Source organism: Citricoccus sp., from assembly GCF_035445025.1.
Classification (GTDB): domain Bacteria; phylum Actinomycetota; class Actinomycetes; order Actinomycetales; family Micrococcaceae; genus Citricoccus.
Genome location: NZ_DAOMPX010000020.1, coordinates 1 through 12,973 on the forward strand (window position 1 = coordinate 1; position 12,973 = coordinate 12,973).

At 71.9% G+C, this 12,973-nt stretch carries 14 protein-coding genes and 1 pseudogene; 6 read left to right on the forward strand and 9 right to left on the reverse strand.

From position 1 onward, the window contains the following. Nucleotides 1–337: pseudogene (locus tag PLJ28_RS08260) on the reverse strand (2,3,4,5-tetrahydropyridine-2,6-dicarboxylate N-succinyltransferase); the annotation flags it as partial. A gap of 17 nt (nt 338–354) precedes the next feature. Between PLJ28_RS08260 and dapE the strand changes: the two are divergent. Then, nucleotides 355–1,551: a succinyl-diaminopimelate desuccinylase gene (dapE, locus tag PLJ28_RS08265; RefSeq protein ID WP_298045553.1), complete on the forward strand. Its 1,197-nt coding sequence runs from the start codon at nt 355–357 to the stop codon at nt 1,549–1,551. 25 nt (nt 1,552–1,576) lie between these two features. On the opposite strand, the gene PLJ28_RS08270 is transcribed toward dapE, so the two are convergent. The 4 genes from PLJ28_RS08270 to PLJ28_RS08285 all read right to left on the reverse strand — a co-directional run bounded on the left by PLJ28_RS08270 (nt 1,577) and on the right by PLJ28_RS08285 (nt 4,994). After that, nucleotides 1,577–2,464, reverse strand: a complete 888-nt coding sequence (locus tag PLJ28_RS08270; protein ID WP_298045555.1) for an amino acid ABC transporter permease — start codon at nt 2,462–2,464, stop codon at nt 1,577–1,579. After that, nucleotides 2,461–3,135, reverse strand: a complete 675-nt coding sequence (locus tag PLJ28_RS08275; protein ID WP_183527042.1) for an amino acid ABC transporter permease — start codon at nt 3,133–3,135, stop codon at nt 2,461–2,463. The genes PLJ28_RS08270 and PLJ28_RS08275 overlap by 4 nt, the downstream gene beginning before the upstream one ends. A gap of 115 nt (nt 3,136–3,250) precedes the next feature. After that, on the reverse strand, nt 3,251–4,126 hold the full coding sequence (locus PLJ28_RS08280) for a glutamate ABC transporter substrate-binding protein (RefSeq protein WP_298045556.1): 876 nt from the start codon (nt 4,124–4,126) through the stop codon (nt 3,251–3,253). A 73-nt stretch (nt 4,127–4,199) separates the two neighbouring features. Further along, complete coding sequence (locus tag PLJ28_RS08285) at nt 4,200–4,994, reverse strand: amino acid ABC transporter ATP-binding protein (RefSeq protein ID WP_324590023.1); 795 nt, start codon at nt 4,992–4,994, stop codon at nt 4,200–4,202. Between the two features lie 146 nt (nt 4,995–5,140). Here PLJ28_RS08285 and PLJ28_RS08290 point away from each other — a divergent pair, with 146 nt between their 5' ends. The 3 genes from PLJ28_RS08290 to PLJ28_RS08300 all read left to right on the forward strand — a co-directional run bounded on the left by PLJ28_RS08290 (nt 5,141) and on the right by PLJ28_RS08300 (nt 6,632). Then, nucleotides 5,141–6,004 carry an LOG family protein gene (locus PLJ28_RS08290; RefSeq protein WP_183527036.1) on the forward strand — a complete coding sequence of 288 codons (864 nt, stop codon included), beginning with the start codon at nt 5,141–5,143 and terminating at the stop codon, nt 6,002–6,004. Beyond that, entirely contained in the window at nt 6,001–6,354 is a 354-nt protein-coding gene (locus tag PLJ28_RS08295) for a DivIVA domain-containing protein (protein WP_183527017.1), read from the forward strand. Before PLJ28_RS08290 ends, PLJ28_RS08295 begins: the two co-directional genes overlap by 4 nt. Before the next feature lie 107 nt (nt 6,355–6,461). Further along, complete coding sequence (locus PLJ28_RS08300; protein ID WP_083843390.1) at nt 6,462–6,632, forward strand: DUF3117 domain-containing protein; 171 nt, start codon at nt 6,462–6,464, stop codon at nt 6,630–6,632. A 128-nt stretch (nt 6,633–6,760) separates the two neighbouring features. On the opposite strand, the gene PLJ28_RS08305 is transcribed toward PLJ28_RS08300, so the two are convergent. Then, complete coding sequence (locus PLJ28_RS08305) at nt 6,761–7,411, reverse strand: O-methyltransferase (protein WP_183527014.1); 651 nt, start codon at nt 7,409–7,411, stop codon at nt 6,761–6,763. Nucleotides 7,412–7,677: 266 nt separating this feature from the next. Between PLJ28_RS08305 and PLJ28_RS08310 the strand changes: the two genes are divergently transcribed. Both PLJ28_RS08310 and PLJ28_RS08315 read left to right on the forward strand, forming a co-directional pair. After that, nucleotides 7,678–8,796, forward strand: coding sequence for a zf-HC2 domain-containing protein (locus tag PLJ28_RS08310; RefSeq protein WP_183527011.1), 1,119 nt, complete (start codon nt 7,678–7,680; stop codon nt 8,794–8,796). Nucleotides 8,797–8,851: 55 nt separating this feature from the next. Further along, entirely contained in the window at nt 8,852–9,556 is a 705-nt protein-coding gene (locus tag PLJ28_RS08315) for a twin-arginine translocase TatA/TatE family subunit (RefSeq protein ID WP_183527007.1), read from the forward strand. 54 nt (nt 9,557–9,610) lie between these two features. Here the strand turns inward: PLJ28_RS08315 and PLJ28_RS08320 are convergent, their stop codons facing one another. From PLJ28_RS08320 to PLJ28_RS08330, 3 genes are read right to left on the reverse strand one after another with little or no spacing between them, the layout of a single operon-like run. Beyond that, complete coding sequence (locus tag PLJ28_RS08320) at nt 9,611–10,798, reverse strand: Mrp/NBP35 family ATP-binding protein (RefSeq protein ID WP_183527005.1); 1,188 nt, start codon at nt 10,796–10,798, stop codon at nt 9,611–9,613. Continuing rightward, nucleotides 10,795–11,553, reverse strand: coding sequence for a DUF1003 domain-containing protein (locus tag PLJ28_RS08325; protein ID WP_183527001.1), 759 nt, complete (start codon nt 11,551–11,553; stop codon nt 10,795–10,797). The genes PLJ28_RS08320 and PLJ28_RS08325 overlap by 4 nt, the downstream gene beginning before the upstream one ends. After that, nucleotides 11,553–12,833 carry a magnesium transporter MgtE N-terminal domain-containing protein gene (locus PLJ28_RS08330; protein ID WP_298045568.1) on the reverse strand — a complete coding sequence of 427 codons (1,281 nt, stop codon included), beginning with the start codon at nt 12,831–12,833 and terminating at the stop codon, nt 11,553–11,555. The genes PLJ28_RS08325 and PLJ28_RS08330 overlap by 1 nt, the downstream gene beginning before the upstream one ends. Nucleotides 12,834–12,973 lie beyond the last annotated feature (140 nt).

The following is a 12,973-nucleotide window of genomic DNA, read 5'->3' on the forward strand; positions in this document are numbered from 1 at the left end:
CGAAGATCCCGTCCAGGTTGAGGGTGTTGGGGGCCGCCAGGCGGTGGGACAGCAGATGCAGCCGCAGCCAGGAGTCCAGGGTGTCGACGGGCGCGGAGTCCAGGTCAGACTCCACGGTCACGACCCGCTGGGTGGTGCCCCGGTCCGCGTCGGGGCGGGCGACGGACTCCAGGGCCCCGGTCATCGAGCTGTCCACGTCGGCCGCCGGGCCCAGCGCCGGGGCCGGGAACCAGACGTCCAGGACGGTGCCGTCCGCGGCGAAGGTCGCCAGTCCGAGGCCGGAGGCCGTCCGTGGGGTGGTCAGGGTGGCGCCGGGCTGGGAGGGGTTGGAGTCCATGGGAATATCCTACTGGCATGGATTCTTCCCTCCCGGTCACCACCGCGCCCGTCCTGCCCCCTCTCGACCTCGACGTGGCCCTGCTGACCGCCGAGCTGCTGGACATCCATTCCGTGTCCGACCACGAGACCCTGCTGGCGGACGCCGTCGAGGAGGCGCTGCGGGCCCTGCCGGCCCTGAGCGTGCAGCGCATCGGTGACGCGGTGGTGGCCCGCACCGAGTTCGGGCTGGACTCCCGGGTGGTGCTGGCCGGTCACCTGGACACCGTCCCGCTGCCCACCGTCCCCGGTGCCCGGGGCACGGTGCCCTCGCGCTGGGAGCCGGCGACCGGCGTCGGGACCGTGGCGGCCGTGCCGGCCGACGGGGACGTGCTCTACGGACGCGGCGCCACGGACATGAAGGGCGGAGTGGCCGTCCAGCTGGCACTGGCCGGGCTCCTGGGGCGCGACGCCGGCCCCCGTCCCGCGCGGGACGTCACCTGGGTGTTCTACGACCACGAGGAGGTCGAGGCGGCGCGGTCCGGCCTGGGCCGCATCGCCCGGCAGGCGTCCGCGTTGCTGGAGGCGGACTTCGCGGTGCTGCTGGAACCCACCGACGGCGTGGTGGAGGGAGGGTGCAACGGCACCAGCCGGTACCTCGTGACGGTGCCGGGCGTCGCCGCCCACACGGGCCGGTCCTGGCGCGGGGTCAACGCGATCCACGCGACCGCCCCCCTGCTGACGGTGCTGGCCGCCTACGAGCCGGCCACGGTCACGGTCGAGGGCCTGGACTACCGGGAGGGACTGAACGCGGTGCGGATCCACGGCGGCACCGCGGGCAACGTCGTGCCCGACTCCTGCGCCGTGGAGGTCAACTACCGGTTCGCCCCGGACAAGACCGTCGAGCAGGCGCACGAGCACGTGTACGCGGTCCTGTCCCACGCCGGCATCTCCCCGGAGGCCGTCGAGGTCACGGACGCCTCGCCCGCGGCCCGCCCCGGCCTGGACCACCCTGCGGCGGCGGCCTTCGTCGCCGCCGTCGGCGGGGTACCGATGCCCAAGTACGGCTGGACGGACGTGGCCCGGTTCTCCGAGCTGGGCGTGCCGGCCGTGAACTTCGGGCCGGGGGACGCCCTGCTGGCCCACGCCGACGACGAGCACGTCACCGCCGGCGCGGTGCGGGCGTGCCTGGGGGCGCTGCGTCGCTGGCTCGTGCCGGAGTCCGACGTCCGCTGACGGCCCGGACCGCCGGCCGCCCGGCCTACCTGACCGAGAGTGCGGGGCCCATGGTGGTGGAGGTGACCGGTGCGGTGTCCCCGCCGGTGCGGGAGGAGAGCCGTCCGGCGAGCTTGGAGGCCAGCCAGGTGAGGATGAAGTTGATGACGATGAAGATCAGTGCGGCCACCACGAGGGTCTGCAGGATGTTGGAGTAGCCCGAGCCGAGCTGGCGGGAGTACTGCAGCAGTTCGTAGAAGCCGATCAGGTAGCCCAGGGCGGAGTCCTTGATGATGACCACGAACTGGCTCAGCAGTGAGGGCAGCATTGCGGTCAGGGCCTGGGGGACCTCGACCAGGCGCAGGGACTGGTTGTTGGTCATCCCCACGGCTGCGGCGGCCTCGCGCTGTCCCTTGGGCAGCGACTTCACCCCGGAGCGGACCAGTTCGGCGATCACGGCCCCGTTGTAGACGGTGAGCCCGACGATCACCCCGTAGTACGCGGCGTCCGCGGAGGCGATCAGTCCCGAGGGGGCGACGATGCGGGAGAAGAAGAAGTACAGGAAGAACATCATCACCAGCACCGGCACGGCGCGGAAGAACTCGACCACCACGCCGGCGATCCAGCGGATCGGGCCGAACGGGGCCAGGCGCATGAAGCCGAAGATGAGCCCGAAGACCATGGCCGTGACCACGGCGATCCCGGAGGCCTGCAGGGTGAACTTCAGCCCGGGCAGGTAGTAGTTGGCCCAGGCGTTGGCGTTCAGGGCGTTGGCCCACTTCTCCGGGGCCAGCTGGTCCTGTTCGTTGAGCTGGATCAGCACCAGCACCACGATGACCAGCACGACCACCAGGGCCGCGGCGTTGGAGAGCAGGATGTTGCGCCGGGCCCTGGGGCCCGGGGCGTCGAAGAGGACGGTGGCCTGGGTTCTCATCGGGCCACCGCCAGCTTGTCGGAGAGCCAGGTGGTCAGCAGGCCCATCGGGATCACGATGATGCAGAACCCGATCGCGATGGTCAGGAAGATGGAGACCATCAGGTTGGGGTTGAACTCGATCATGGTCTTCATCAGTCCGGAGGCCTCCGCCACGGAGGCGGCCGCGGCCACCGTGGTGTTCTTGGTCAGGGCGATCAGGGTGTTGCCCAGGGGGGTGATGGCCCCGCGCAGGGCCTGGGGGAGCACGACCACCCGGGCGGCGGGCAGGAAGCTCAGGCCGATGGCGCGGGCGGCCTCGGCCTGGCCCTGGGGGACCGTGTTGACCCCGGAGCGGATGGCCTCGCACACGAAGGCCGCGTGGTAGATCGACAGCGCGATGACGGCGTAGATGAAGAAGTTGAGCTCGAAGTCCGAGGAGAACGTGATCTTCAGCTGGCCCCACACGGCCAGCACGCCGAGCACCATGATGATCGTCAGCGGGGTGTTGCGCACCACGTTCACGTAGGAGGTGCCGATGGCCCGCAGCGAGCCCACGGGGGAGATCCGGAACACGGCCAGCACGGTGCCCAGCGCGAACGAGCCGATGGCCGCGAGGATGGTCAGCCGGATGTTCATCCAGAAGGCGCCGATGATGTCGTACTCGGCGAAGAGTTCAAGAAAGCCGTTCATGGGGTTCCTGTCCCTGGAGCGGACGGAGGGGTGGGGCCGACGACGGCGGCGGGACGGCCCGAGGGCCGTGCCGCCGCCGTCTCAGTGCCGCGGTTCAGTCGCGCGGCGCGGCGGCTCAGGCCTCGCAGGGCACCAGCTCGGCGTCGGGGCCGTTGTTCAGCGTCTCGTCGGGGGTGTAGCCCGTCCCCTCGGTGTTCGTGGTCAGGGCCTCCTCCCAGGCGCCCTCGTCCTTCATCTTGGTGATGGCGTCGTTGATGGCCTGGCACTGGTCCGAGCCCTTGGGGATGCCCACGCCGTAGCGTTCGGTGGTGAAGGCGTTGCCGACCACCTTGAACTTGCCGGAGTTCTCGGGGGTGGCGGCCAGGCCGGCGAGGATGATGTCGTCCGTGGTGACGGCGTCCACCTGGCCGGACTCCAGGTAGGTCACGCACTCGGCGTACCCGCCCTGCTCGACCAGGTTCACACCCTCGGCGTACTCGTCCTTGATCCGCTGGGCCGAGGTGGACCCGGTGACGGAGCACAGGTTCTTGCCGTTCAGCGCCTCCGGGCCGGTGATCTCGGTGTCGTCCTGGCGCACCAGCAGGTCCTGGCCGGCCACGAAGTACGGGCCCGCGAAGTCCACGCGTTCGGCGCGCTCGTCGGTGATGGAGTAGGTGGCGAAGATCATGTCGACCTCGCCGCCCTCCAGGGCGTTCTCCCGGTTGGCCGAGGGGGTCTGGATCCACTCGATGTCGCCCTCGGCGTAGCCCAGCTCCCCGGCCACGTACTTGGCGACGTCCACGTCGAAGCCGGTCGGGTCGCCGGAGCCTTCGCGGAAGCCGAGGCCGGGCTGGTCGAACTTGATGCCGATGCGGACCGTCTCGCCACCGCCCTGGGTCTCACCGCCGCCGGTCTCACCGCCGCCGTTGTCCGTGGAGGACGGCGAGCAGGCGGACAGGGCGAGGGCGGCCGACGCGGCCAGGGCGGCGACGGAGATGTACTTCTTGCGCATGGTTCCTCCAGGGACGGTGATGATGTCGGTGCGACGGGTGGTCTGGGTGGGCGAGCGGTGCGTTCGCCCGGGTTCAGTGGGTGAGGATCTTGCCGAGGAAGTCCTTGGCGCGGGGGTGCTGGGGGCGGGTGAAGAAGGACTCGGGATCGGTGTCCTCCAGGACCTTGCCCTCGTCCATGAACAGCACCCGGTCCCCGGCCTTGCGCGCGAAGCCCATCTCGTGGGTCACCACCACCATGGTCATGCCCTCGCGGGCCAGCTGGACCATGACGTCGAGCACCTCCTGGACCATCTCCGGGTCCAGGGCCGAGGTCGGCTCGTCGAAGAGCAGGACCTTGGGCTTCATGGCCAGGGCGCGGGCGATGGCCACGCGCTGCTGCTGGCCGCCGGAGAGCTGGGCCGGCATCTTCCGGGCCTGCTGGGCCACCCCGACGCGTTCGAGCAGCCCCATGGCGTCCTTCTCCGCCTGGGCCTTCTTCACGCCCTTGACCTTGATCGGGCCCAGGGTGACGTTCTCCAGGATCGACTTGTGGGCGAAGAGGTTGAAGGACTGGAACACCATCCCGACGTCGGCGCGCAGCCGCGCCAGCGCCTTGCCCTCCTCGGGCAGGGGCTTGCCGTCGATGCGGATCGTCCCGCCCGGGTCGATGGTCTCCAGGCGGTTGATGGTGCGGCACAGGGTGGACTTGCCCGACCCGGACGGGCCCAGCACGATCGCCACCTGCCGTTCCGGGATGGTCAGGTTGATGTCCGTGAGCGCCTGGAACGACCCGAAGTGCTTGTTGACGTTCTCCAGTTCGACCAGGATCCGGGTGCCGGTGCTGTCCGCCGCGGGGGGATCCGCTGGGGGCGGTGTGGTCTGCGTCATGGCGACGAGACTAGCGGAGAACGACGCCGCCCGTCAGGTGACGTGGGTGGTTCATGGTGGTTTAACACCATCGTTGCGGAACTGAAACAACTCTTTCCCGTCCGGGGGCTACCGGGTCCGGAGGCCCCGCCGACTAGTGTGGTCCCATGTCACAGAACTCCGACGACCGGCGGCCGCGACCGGAGGTCCGGCGCGGTCCCCAGACGCTGCGCGGCGCCGACGCCTCGGCGCCGACGTTCGACCAGATGCTGCTGGACTCCCGCCAGCGTCAGGCGGGTTCCTCCGGACGGCGGAGCACCGAGTCGATCGCCCGGGACACCTGGCGGGTGATGCGCATGCAGGGCGAGCTCGTGGAGGGTTTCGGCTCGCTGGCGACCCTGGGCCCGGCCATCTCCGTGTTCGGCTCGGCCAGGGCCCGGCCCGGCGAGGCGGACTACGAGCAGTCCCGGGAGGTCGGCCGACGGCTGGCCGAGGCCGGCTTCACGGTCATCACCGGTGGCGGGCCCGGGGTGATGGAGGCCGCCAACCGGGGGGCCAAGGAGGGCGGCGGGCATTCCGTGGGGCTGGGCATCGAGCTGCCCCACGAGCAGGGGTTGAACGACTGGGTGGACCTGGGCATCGACTTCCGCTACTTCTTCGTCCGCAAGGTCATGTTCGTGAAGTTCTCCCAGGGTTTCGTGGTGGCCCCCGGTGGCATGGGCACCCTGGACGAGCTCTTCGAGGCGCTGACCCTGGTCCAGACCGGCAAGGTCACCGCCTTCCCCGTGGTCCTGCTGGACCGGGAGTACTGGACGCCGCTCGTGGCGTGGATCCGGGACACCCTGGTCGCCCGCGGGATGATCGCGGAGGACGACGTGGACCTGCTGCGCGTGGCGGACACCCCTGAGGAGGCCGTGGAGCTGGTGCTGACCACGGTGCCCGTGTCCCGCTGGCCGGACCGCCTGGCCGGGCGCGACGTGACCGACGACGGCCTGGGCGAGGGCGGCCCGGCCGACGGTGACCCGCAGTGACCGTGCCCGTGGTGCTGGTCCTGGTGGCGGCCGTCGTCGTGGTGGGCCTGATCGCCCTCGCCCTCGCCGGGCGCACCGGTTTCGCCCGGCCGCTGGCCGAGCCGGTCCGGACCCTGCCCCCGGTGCTGCTGCCGGCGGACCCGGAGGCGGCCGACGTCGACCGCCTGCGCTTCTCACCGGCGCTGCGGGGCTACCGGATGGACCAGGTGGACGAGACCCTGCAGCGGCTCGCGTCAGCGCTGGCGGATCGGGACGCCGAGATCACCGCGCTGCGGCGGCAGGCGCAGGACGGGCCTGACATCGGCGGTCCTGCCGGTGTGATTAGCGGCACCGCGCCGAATCCGGAATAATAGGGGATGTCAAGCGCTCTGCGACCGGCTCCCCTCGGGTGCCGGTCGCACGAACTATCGTGCGGCCCCAGCGCGACACGGGACCCGCAGTTGAGAAGGGAACACAGATGGCAGCCATGAAGCCTCGTACCGGGGATGGTCCCATGGAAGTGACCAAGGAGGGACGAAGCCTGATCATGCGCGTGCCGATCGACGGCGGCGGACGACTGGTCCTCGAGCTCAACAACGAGGAGGCCAATTCGCTCAAGGAGTGCCTCGTCGGGGTCACCGAGGGCTGACGTCCCGCCTCGTGACACCGGTATCGCACGAGACCCCCGGATCCCCGCCGCACGGCGGGTCCGGGGGTCTCGTGCATGATGGCGAGCGCCGGGAGCGCCGGTGTACCGGGGCAGTGCCGCTCCGGCGGTCAGCGCCGGACGGCCGCCAGCACGCCGGTACCGGTCGGGACGAGGGCGGAGAACCACTGCTCCTCGTCGCGCAGGAGCTTGCCGGCCTCCCGGGCGGCCACGGTGGAGGCCTCCCGCACCGCGGGCTTGGGGACCCGGTCCTGGTCCAGCGCGTCGTTGACCACCAGCAGCCCGCCCGGACGCAGCAGCCGCGCGGACTGCTCCACGTGGAAGACGAGGGACGCCTTGTCCGCGTCGAGGAACACCATGTCGTAGGACCGGCTGGTCAGCCGCGGCACCACGGTGCGCGCCCGGCCGGTGATCATCCGGGTCCGGTTGGCCGGGAACCCGCCGTCGGCGAAGGCCTCGCGGGCGGCCCGCAGCGCCTCGGCATCCGGGTCGATCGTGGTCAGCATGGAGGTGCGGACGAGCCCGCGCATCAGGGCGAGACCGGACACCCCGGCCCCGGTGCCGATCTCCACCAGGGTGGCGGGGGACCGGGTGGCCGCCAGCACGGTCAACAGGGCGGCGGTGCCCTCGCTCACCGGGACGATGCCCAGGTCTGCCGAGCGCTCGCGGGCCCGCAGCATGACCTCGTCCTCGTCCGGACGCGACTCGGCGAAGGCCCAGCTGGCATGCTTGTCCGTCTGATGGGGGCTCAGGGCCTTCATGGGGCGGGCTCGATTCTGTCGTCGGTTCCGGCGTCCTGTCGTCAGTCGCGGCACCCCAGTCTACGGCGACCTGGGCCTGTGCTCAGGCTCCTCCCAGAAAGACGGGGCACACTGGTCGGGTACGGAAAGGAGTCGTCGGCCGTGATCCCCACCGACTGCACCACCCCTCCCACCACACATGACAGCCGTTCCGGCCCCCGCGTTTCCGGCCCCAGTGCCTCGATCTCCTCCCCGGGAATGCCCGCCGGAGGGACGGACGAGGGCTGATGGCCGTCCTGCATCCCCGGAGCCGTCTGGACTCCTTCATCGAGGGCGCCCTGACCCCGTATTCCCGCGCGCGCGTCTCCGCCCATCTGGCGGACTGCTCGGACTGCCGCCGCGAGGTCGGTCAGCGCGAACGCATCCTGCGCGCCGCGTCATCCCTCGGACCGGTTCGCGGGCCGTCGTCTGACCCGTCCGGCCCGGAGGGTGCCGGGCAGCGGTGCGTCCCCGTGCTGGAGCGCCGCGACGGAGTGGCCGGCTGGAAGGTCGTGCTCGGTCTCGGAGCGGTGGGGCTGCTCACCTCCGGTGTCCTGATGTCGGCGTGGGTCGCCGGTGACCCGGAGGCCCGGGACCCGCAGGCCGGCCAGTTCCAGTTCCTGTCCTTCGCCGGGGACTCCTCCCCGGTCCCCGAGGCCGACGTGGGCCGCTCGGCCGCCGCGTCGATGTCCGGTGCGTCCTCGGGTGCCGCGTCCGTGTCACCGGTGCCGGACCGCGCACCTGCCGGTTCGATCCTGTCCTCGGCGGCCGGCATCACCCCGGACACGGCGGGTACGCTGACGCCCTCGATGGTGACCGACCTGCGCCAGGCGGGCTGGAACGTACCGACGTTCCACGGGCTCGGGATGCCCGCCACGTCGACCGGCTGGCAGCGCGGGGAGGGCTTCACCGAGGTGGTGATGACCCTGACCGGTGCCGGACACACCCTCGAGTTCCACGAGTGCCGCACCCTGCCGGACGCAGAACCGGTACCGTCCTGCCCGGTCGGCTGGGACCTGCGCAGCGGTCCCGCGGCGGAACGGGCGGCGGCGCCGGTCACCGGGCCGCTGTCCTGGACGGGCGCAGACGTCGTCCGGCTGCCGGTCGGCCTGGACATGCAATTGCGCGAGCACGCCGACGGTTCCTGGACCGCCGCACTGGCCACCTCCCAGGCGGGGTACACCGTGAACTCGGACCTGCCGGTCGAGAGTGCCCCGCGGGTGATGTCCATGGTGGTCATCTCGGAGCGCTCGCGCGTGCAGGGCGGCGCCGCACCGGAATCCCCGGGCGACCGGCTGGCGCGGGGCTTCGAGCGAATCCTCCCGTGGACGGACGGGACGGACGGGACGGAGCCGCAACGCCGGTGACGCCGGGCCGAGGCAGTCGCGGGCGGCCCCCGGTGCTCGGGTAGTCTGGGGTCCCGTGACCTTCGGAATCAACGGTGCAGAACTGATCATCCTGATCATCCTGGCCGTCCTGGTGCTCGGCCCGGAGAAACTGCCCGAGTACACGCGCAAGCTCACCGAGTGGATCCGCACCCTGCGGCGCATGGCCGAAGGGGCCAAGGTCCAGTTCAAGGACGAGACCGGGACCGACTTCGACGAGATCGACTGGCGGCGCTACGACCCCCGCCAGTACGACCCGCGGCGCATCATCCGCGAGGCCCTCGCCGACCCGGTCGACGATCCCGGGACGGACCGCCGGGCCTCCGGGACGGGCACCGGATCGACCGCGGCGAGGACCCCGCCGGACACCCGCGAGACCCTGCGGAACGACCTGGACGCCGTCCGTTCCGAACGCGATGCCCTCCGCGAGGACCTGAAGGAGATGGATCCCCGGGCACTGTTCTTCGGCTCCTCCGCCGCACGTCGCACCACCTCGTCGCCGAGCGGCGCCGGGTCATCGGCCCCGGACGACCGGGACGCCGCGGCGATCGAGGCCCCCACTCCGGCCGGCACCCCCGCGGTGCCGGCTGCCCCCGGCGCCGCGGCGAGGGAGGGGGCTGCTCCGGCCCCGGCTGCGGACGGCGCCGTGGCGGTCGAGGCCGGGGCGGACGCGGTCGGCGCCGAGCCGGCCGGCCCGCCCGCGGCGGCCCGCCCGGCACCCTTCGACGCCGAGGCGACCTGATCGGGCGCCCGGGCACCGGGACCGCGCGCCGGGGCCTCCGGGTGCGGTCCCGGATCAGTCCCGCGGGCTGACCGGCAGCCGCACCCCCGAGAGTCCACGCGGGCGGACGGCCAGTGCGTCGGCGATGCGCCGCAGCTCGGTGCCGGCCGCCGAGCCGGGATGGGCCAGGACCACGGGGGTGCCGCCGTCGCCGTCCCGGCGCAGGACGGGGTCCAGCGGGACCGAGCCCAGCAACGGGACCGGCTGGCCCAGCGCGGCCGAGAGCCGGTCGGCCACGAGCCGGCCGCCGCCGCTGCCGAAGAGGTCGAGCACCGTGCCGTCCGGCAGGGTCATCGCGGCCATGTTCTCCACCACTCCGGCCACCTGCTGGCCGGTCTGCTCGGACAGCTCCCCCGAGCGCGCCGCCACCTGGGCCGCCGCCTGCTGCGGGGTGGTCACCACGAGCAGCTCGGAGGTGGGCATCAGCTGAGCGGCGGAGATGGCGATGTCACCGGTGCCCGGGGGCAGGTCCACGAGCAGGATGTCGAGGTCCCCCCAGTACACGTCCGTCACGAACTGCTCCAGGGCCCGGTGCAGCATGGGTCCGCGCCAGGCGACCGGGCGGTCGGTGTCCAGGAACATCCCGATGGAGATGACCTTCACGCCGTGCGCGACGGGGGGCAGGATCATCTCGTCCACGCGCGTGGGGCGCTCCGCGGTCCCCAGCAACCCGGGGATGGAGAAGCCGTGGATGTCCGCGTCCACGAGTCCCACCGCCAGGCCGCGGGCGGCCAGCGCGGTGGCCAGGTTGGCGGTGACGGTGGACTTGCCCACCCCGCCCTTGCCGGAGGCCACCGCGTAGACGCGGGTCAGGGTGGACTGGCCGAAGGGGTTGGCCGGTCGCCCGGCGGTGAGCCGGTCCTTGAGGGCGGCTCGCTGCTCGGGCGTCATCACCGTCATGACGACCTCGGAGCCCGAGCATCCCGGCAGCCCGTCCAGGGCCCGCTCGACGTCCCCGGTGATGGTGTCCCGCAACGGACAGCCCGCGATGGTCAGGCGGATGCCGATCGTCAGGTGCCCGGGGGAGTCGGCCTGCGGGCTGGTGGCGAGTGCCTCGACCGGACGCCCGGTACCGCCCTCGGTGACGGAGGCGACCATGCCCAGTTCGGTGACGGGGCGCCGCAGCTCGGGATCCAGGACGGAGCCCAGTCGCTCCCAGGCGGCCCGTTCCAGTGGCGTGGTGAGTTCGGGGGTGTCTGTCATGCGGTGGTGTCGTCCTTGCTGGTCTCGGTGTCCACGGCGGCCTCCTCCGCGGCGATGATCGCCAGCGTCGTGGTCTGTGCGCCGTCCTCGTCGCCCTCGATCCGCTCACGGGCCTCCCGGCTCGGCCGGTTCTTCTTCTTTTTCTTCTTCCGCGCCACGGTGCCGGACCCCCGGTACGGGGCGCCGTCGTCGGGACCCTGCCGCAACTCCTCGAGCAGCTCGGCGCGCACCTGCTCGCGCATCTGGTCCTTGAGCTCCTCGGTGATCTCGGCGACCGCATCGCGCATCTCGGAGCGCACGAAGTCCCGGGTGGCCACGTCCTGCAGGGCGATCCGCAGGCCGGCGAGCTCACGGGTCAGGTACTCGGTGTCCGCGAGGTTGCGCTCGGCCCGCGCACGGTCCTCGCGCAGGGACACCTTGTCCCGGTCGTCCTGCCGGTTCTGGGCCAGCAGCAGCAGCGGGGCGGCGTAGGAGGCCTGCAGGGACAGCACCAGCGTCAGCGCGGTGAAGCCCAGGGCGGCGGAGTCGAACCGCCACGCCTCCGGGGAGAACGTGTTCCAGACCAGCCAGATGGCACAGAAGATCGTCATGGCCAGCAGGAACTGCGGGGTGCCCATGAACCGGGCGAACCCCTCGGTGGCCTCTCCGAACGCGTCCGGGTTCGGGCTCAGCCGCGGCCAGCGCCGTTCGCGGGCGCCCATCGGGGTCTCCAGGCCGGTCCGGCGCTGGACCTGGTCGGTCGACTTCTCTGCCATCAGCTGGCCTCCTCTCTCGGCACCGGTGCGTCCTCGGCCTCGGAGTCGTCCATGCTGCGCCAGTCCTCGGGCAGGATGTGGTCCAGCACGTCGTCCACGGTGACGGCCCCCACCACGCGGTGGTGCTCGTTGACCACCGGGATGCAGGTCAGGTTGTAGGTGGCCAGCTCGCGCGTCACGGCCGGCAGCGGCAGCAGGTCGGACACCGGTTCGAGGTCCTTGTCCAGCAGGTTGCCCAGGGGCTCCGGCGGCGGGTAGCGCAGCAGGCGCTGGAAGTGCACCACGCCGAGGTAGCGGCCGGTGGGGGTCTCCAGCGGGGGCCGGGCCACGATCACCAGGGAGGCCATCGCGGGGGTGAACTCCTGCTGGCGGATGTTGGCCAGCGCATCGGCGACGGTCGCCTCCGGGGGCATGATCACCGGCACCGGCGTCATCACCGAACCGGCCGTGTTCTCCTCGTACTCCATGAGGCGGCGGACGTCGTCGGCCTCCTCGGGTTCCATCAGCTCCAGCAGCAGCTCCTGCTGGGAGTCGGAGAGCTCGTGCAGCAGGTCGGCGGCATCGTCCGGGTCCATCTCCTCCAGCACGTCGGCCGCGCGCTCGATGTCCAGGTGGGAGATGATCTCGACCTGGTCGTCGTCCGGCAGCTCCTGGAGCACGTCCGCCAGCCGTTCGTCCTGCAGCTCGGTGGCGACCTCCACGCGGCGCTTGGCCGTCATCTCGTGCAGGACGTCCGCCAGGTCGGCGGCCTTGAGGTCCTCGTGGGCGGCCACGAAGCTGGTGGCACCCTGGGGCTCGGCCTGGTCGGCCCACCGGGCCTGTCCCCATTCCACGAGCAGGTGCTCGCCGCGGGCCCGGCCGAAGGCCGTGCGGCCGGCGTCGCGGCGGACGTAGAGGTCGCTGACCACCCAGTCGCCGTTGCGCTGCCGCTCCAGGCCCAGGTCCTCCAGGATGGCGTTCCCGGACCCGTCCGCCAGGGTGACCTTGCGGTCGAAGAGGTCCCCGGCGACCATCAGCTCTGCCCCGCGGCGTTCGAAGCGGCGCAGGTTGATCAGCCCCGTGGTGATGATCTGACCGGAGCCCATGGAGGTCACCCGGGTCATCGGGACGAAGACCCGTTTCTTGCCCGGCACCTCGATGACCAGGCCGACCGCGACCGGCGGCAGGCCGGGCCCGCGATCGGTCACGACGGCGTCGCGCATCCGTCCCAGCCGGTCGCCCAGCGGGTCGAACACGTCCAGGCCCAGCATCCGGGCGACGAAGATCTTGGGGGCACTCACCCCTCCAGCCTAGTCGGCCCGGGTCGGCCCGCCCGGGGGCGGCCGGGCCCGGCGAGGGCGGGGACACGCCCAGCGGGGCCATGGTCAGGGCGGCCGGGGCGGCGTACCGTAGGAGCACGGATATCCGCCCCAGGGAACGA

What these genes read in the sequence shown, in the direction of transcription:
- dapE (WP_298045553.1), top strand. Translation starts at nt 355, where the DNA reads ATGGATTCTTCCCTCCCGGTCACCACCGCGCCCGTCCTGCCCCCTCTC.
- PLJ28_RS08270 (WP_298045555.1), bottom strand. Translation starts at nt 2,464, where the DNA reads ATGAGAACCCAGGCCACCGTCCTCTTCGACGCCCCGGGCCCCAGGGCC.
- PLJ28_RS08275 (WP_183527042.1), bottom strand. Translation starts at nt 3,135, where the DNA reads ATGAACGGCTTTCTTGAACTCTTCGCCGAGTACGACATCATCGGCGCC.
- PLJ28_RS08280 (WP_298045556.1), bottom strand. Translation starts at nt 4,126, where the DNA reads ATGCGCAAGAAGTACATCTCCGTCGCCGCCCTGGCCGCGTCGGCCGCC.
- PLJ28_RS08285 (WP_324590023.1), bottom strand. Translation starts at nt 4,994, where the DNA reads ATGACGCAGACCACACCGCCCCCAGCGGATCCCCCCGCGGCGGACAGC.
- PLJ28_RS08290 (WP_183527036.1), top strand. Translation starts at nt 5,141, where the DNA reads ATGTCACAGAACTCCGACGACCGGCGGCCGCGACCGGAGGTCCGGCGC.
- PLJ28_RS08300 (WP_083843390.1), top strand. Translation starts at nt 6,462, where the DNA reads ATGGCAGCCATGAAGCCTCGTACCGGGGATGGTCCCATGGAAGTGACC.
- PLJ28_RS08305 (WP_183527014.1), bottom strand. Translation starts at nt 7,411, where the DNA reads ATGAAGGCCCTGAGCCCCCATCAGACGGACAAGCATGCCAGCTGGGCC.
- PLJ28_RS08310 (WP_183527011.1), top strand. Translation starts at nt 7,678, where the DNA reads ATGGCCGTCCTGCATCCCCGGAGCCGTCTGGACTCCTTCATCGAGGGC.
- PLJ28_RS08320 (WP_183527005.1), bottom strand. Translation starts at nt 10,798, where the DNA reads ATGACAGACACCCCCGAACTCACCACGCCACTGGAACGGGCCGCCTGG.
- PLJ28_RS08325 (WP_183527001.1), bottom strand. Translation starts at nt 11,553, where the DNA reads ATGGCAGAGAAGTCGACCGACCAGGTCCAGCGCCGGACCGGCCTGGAG.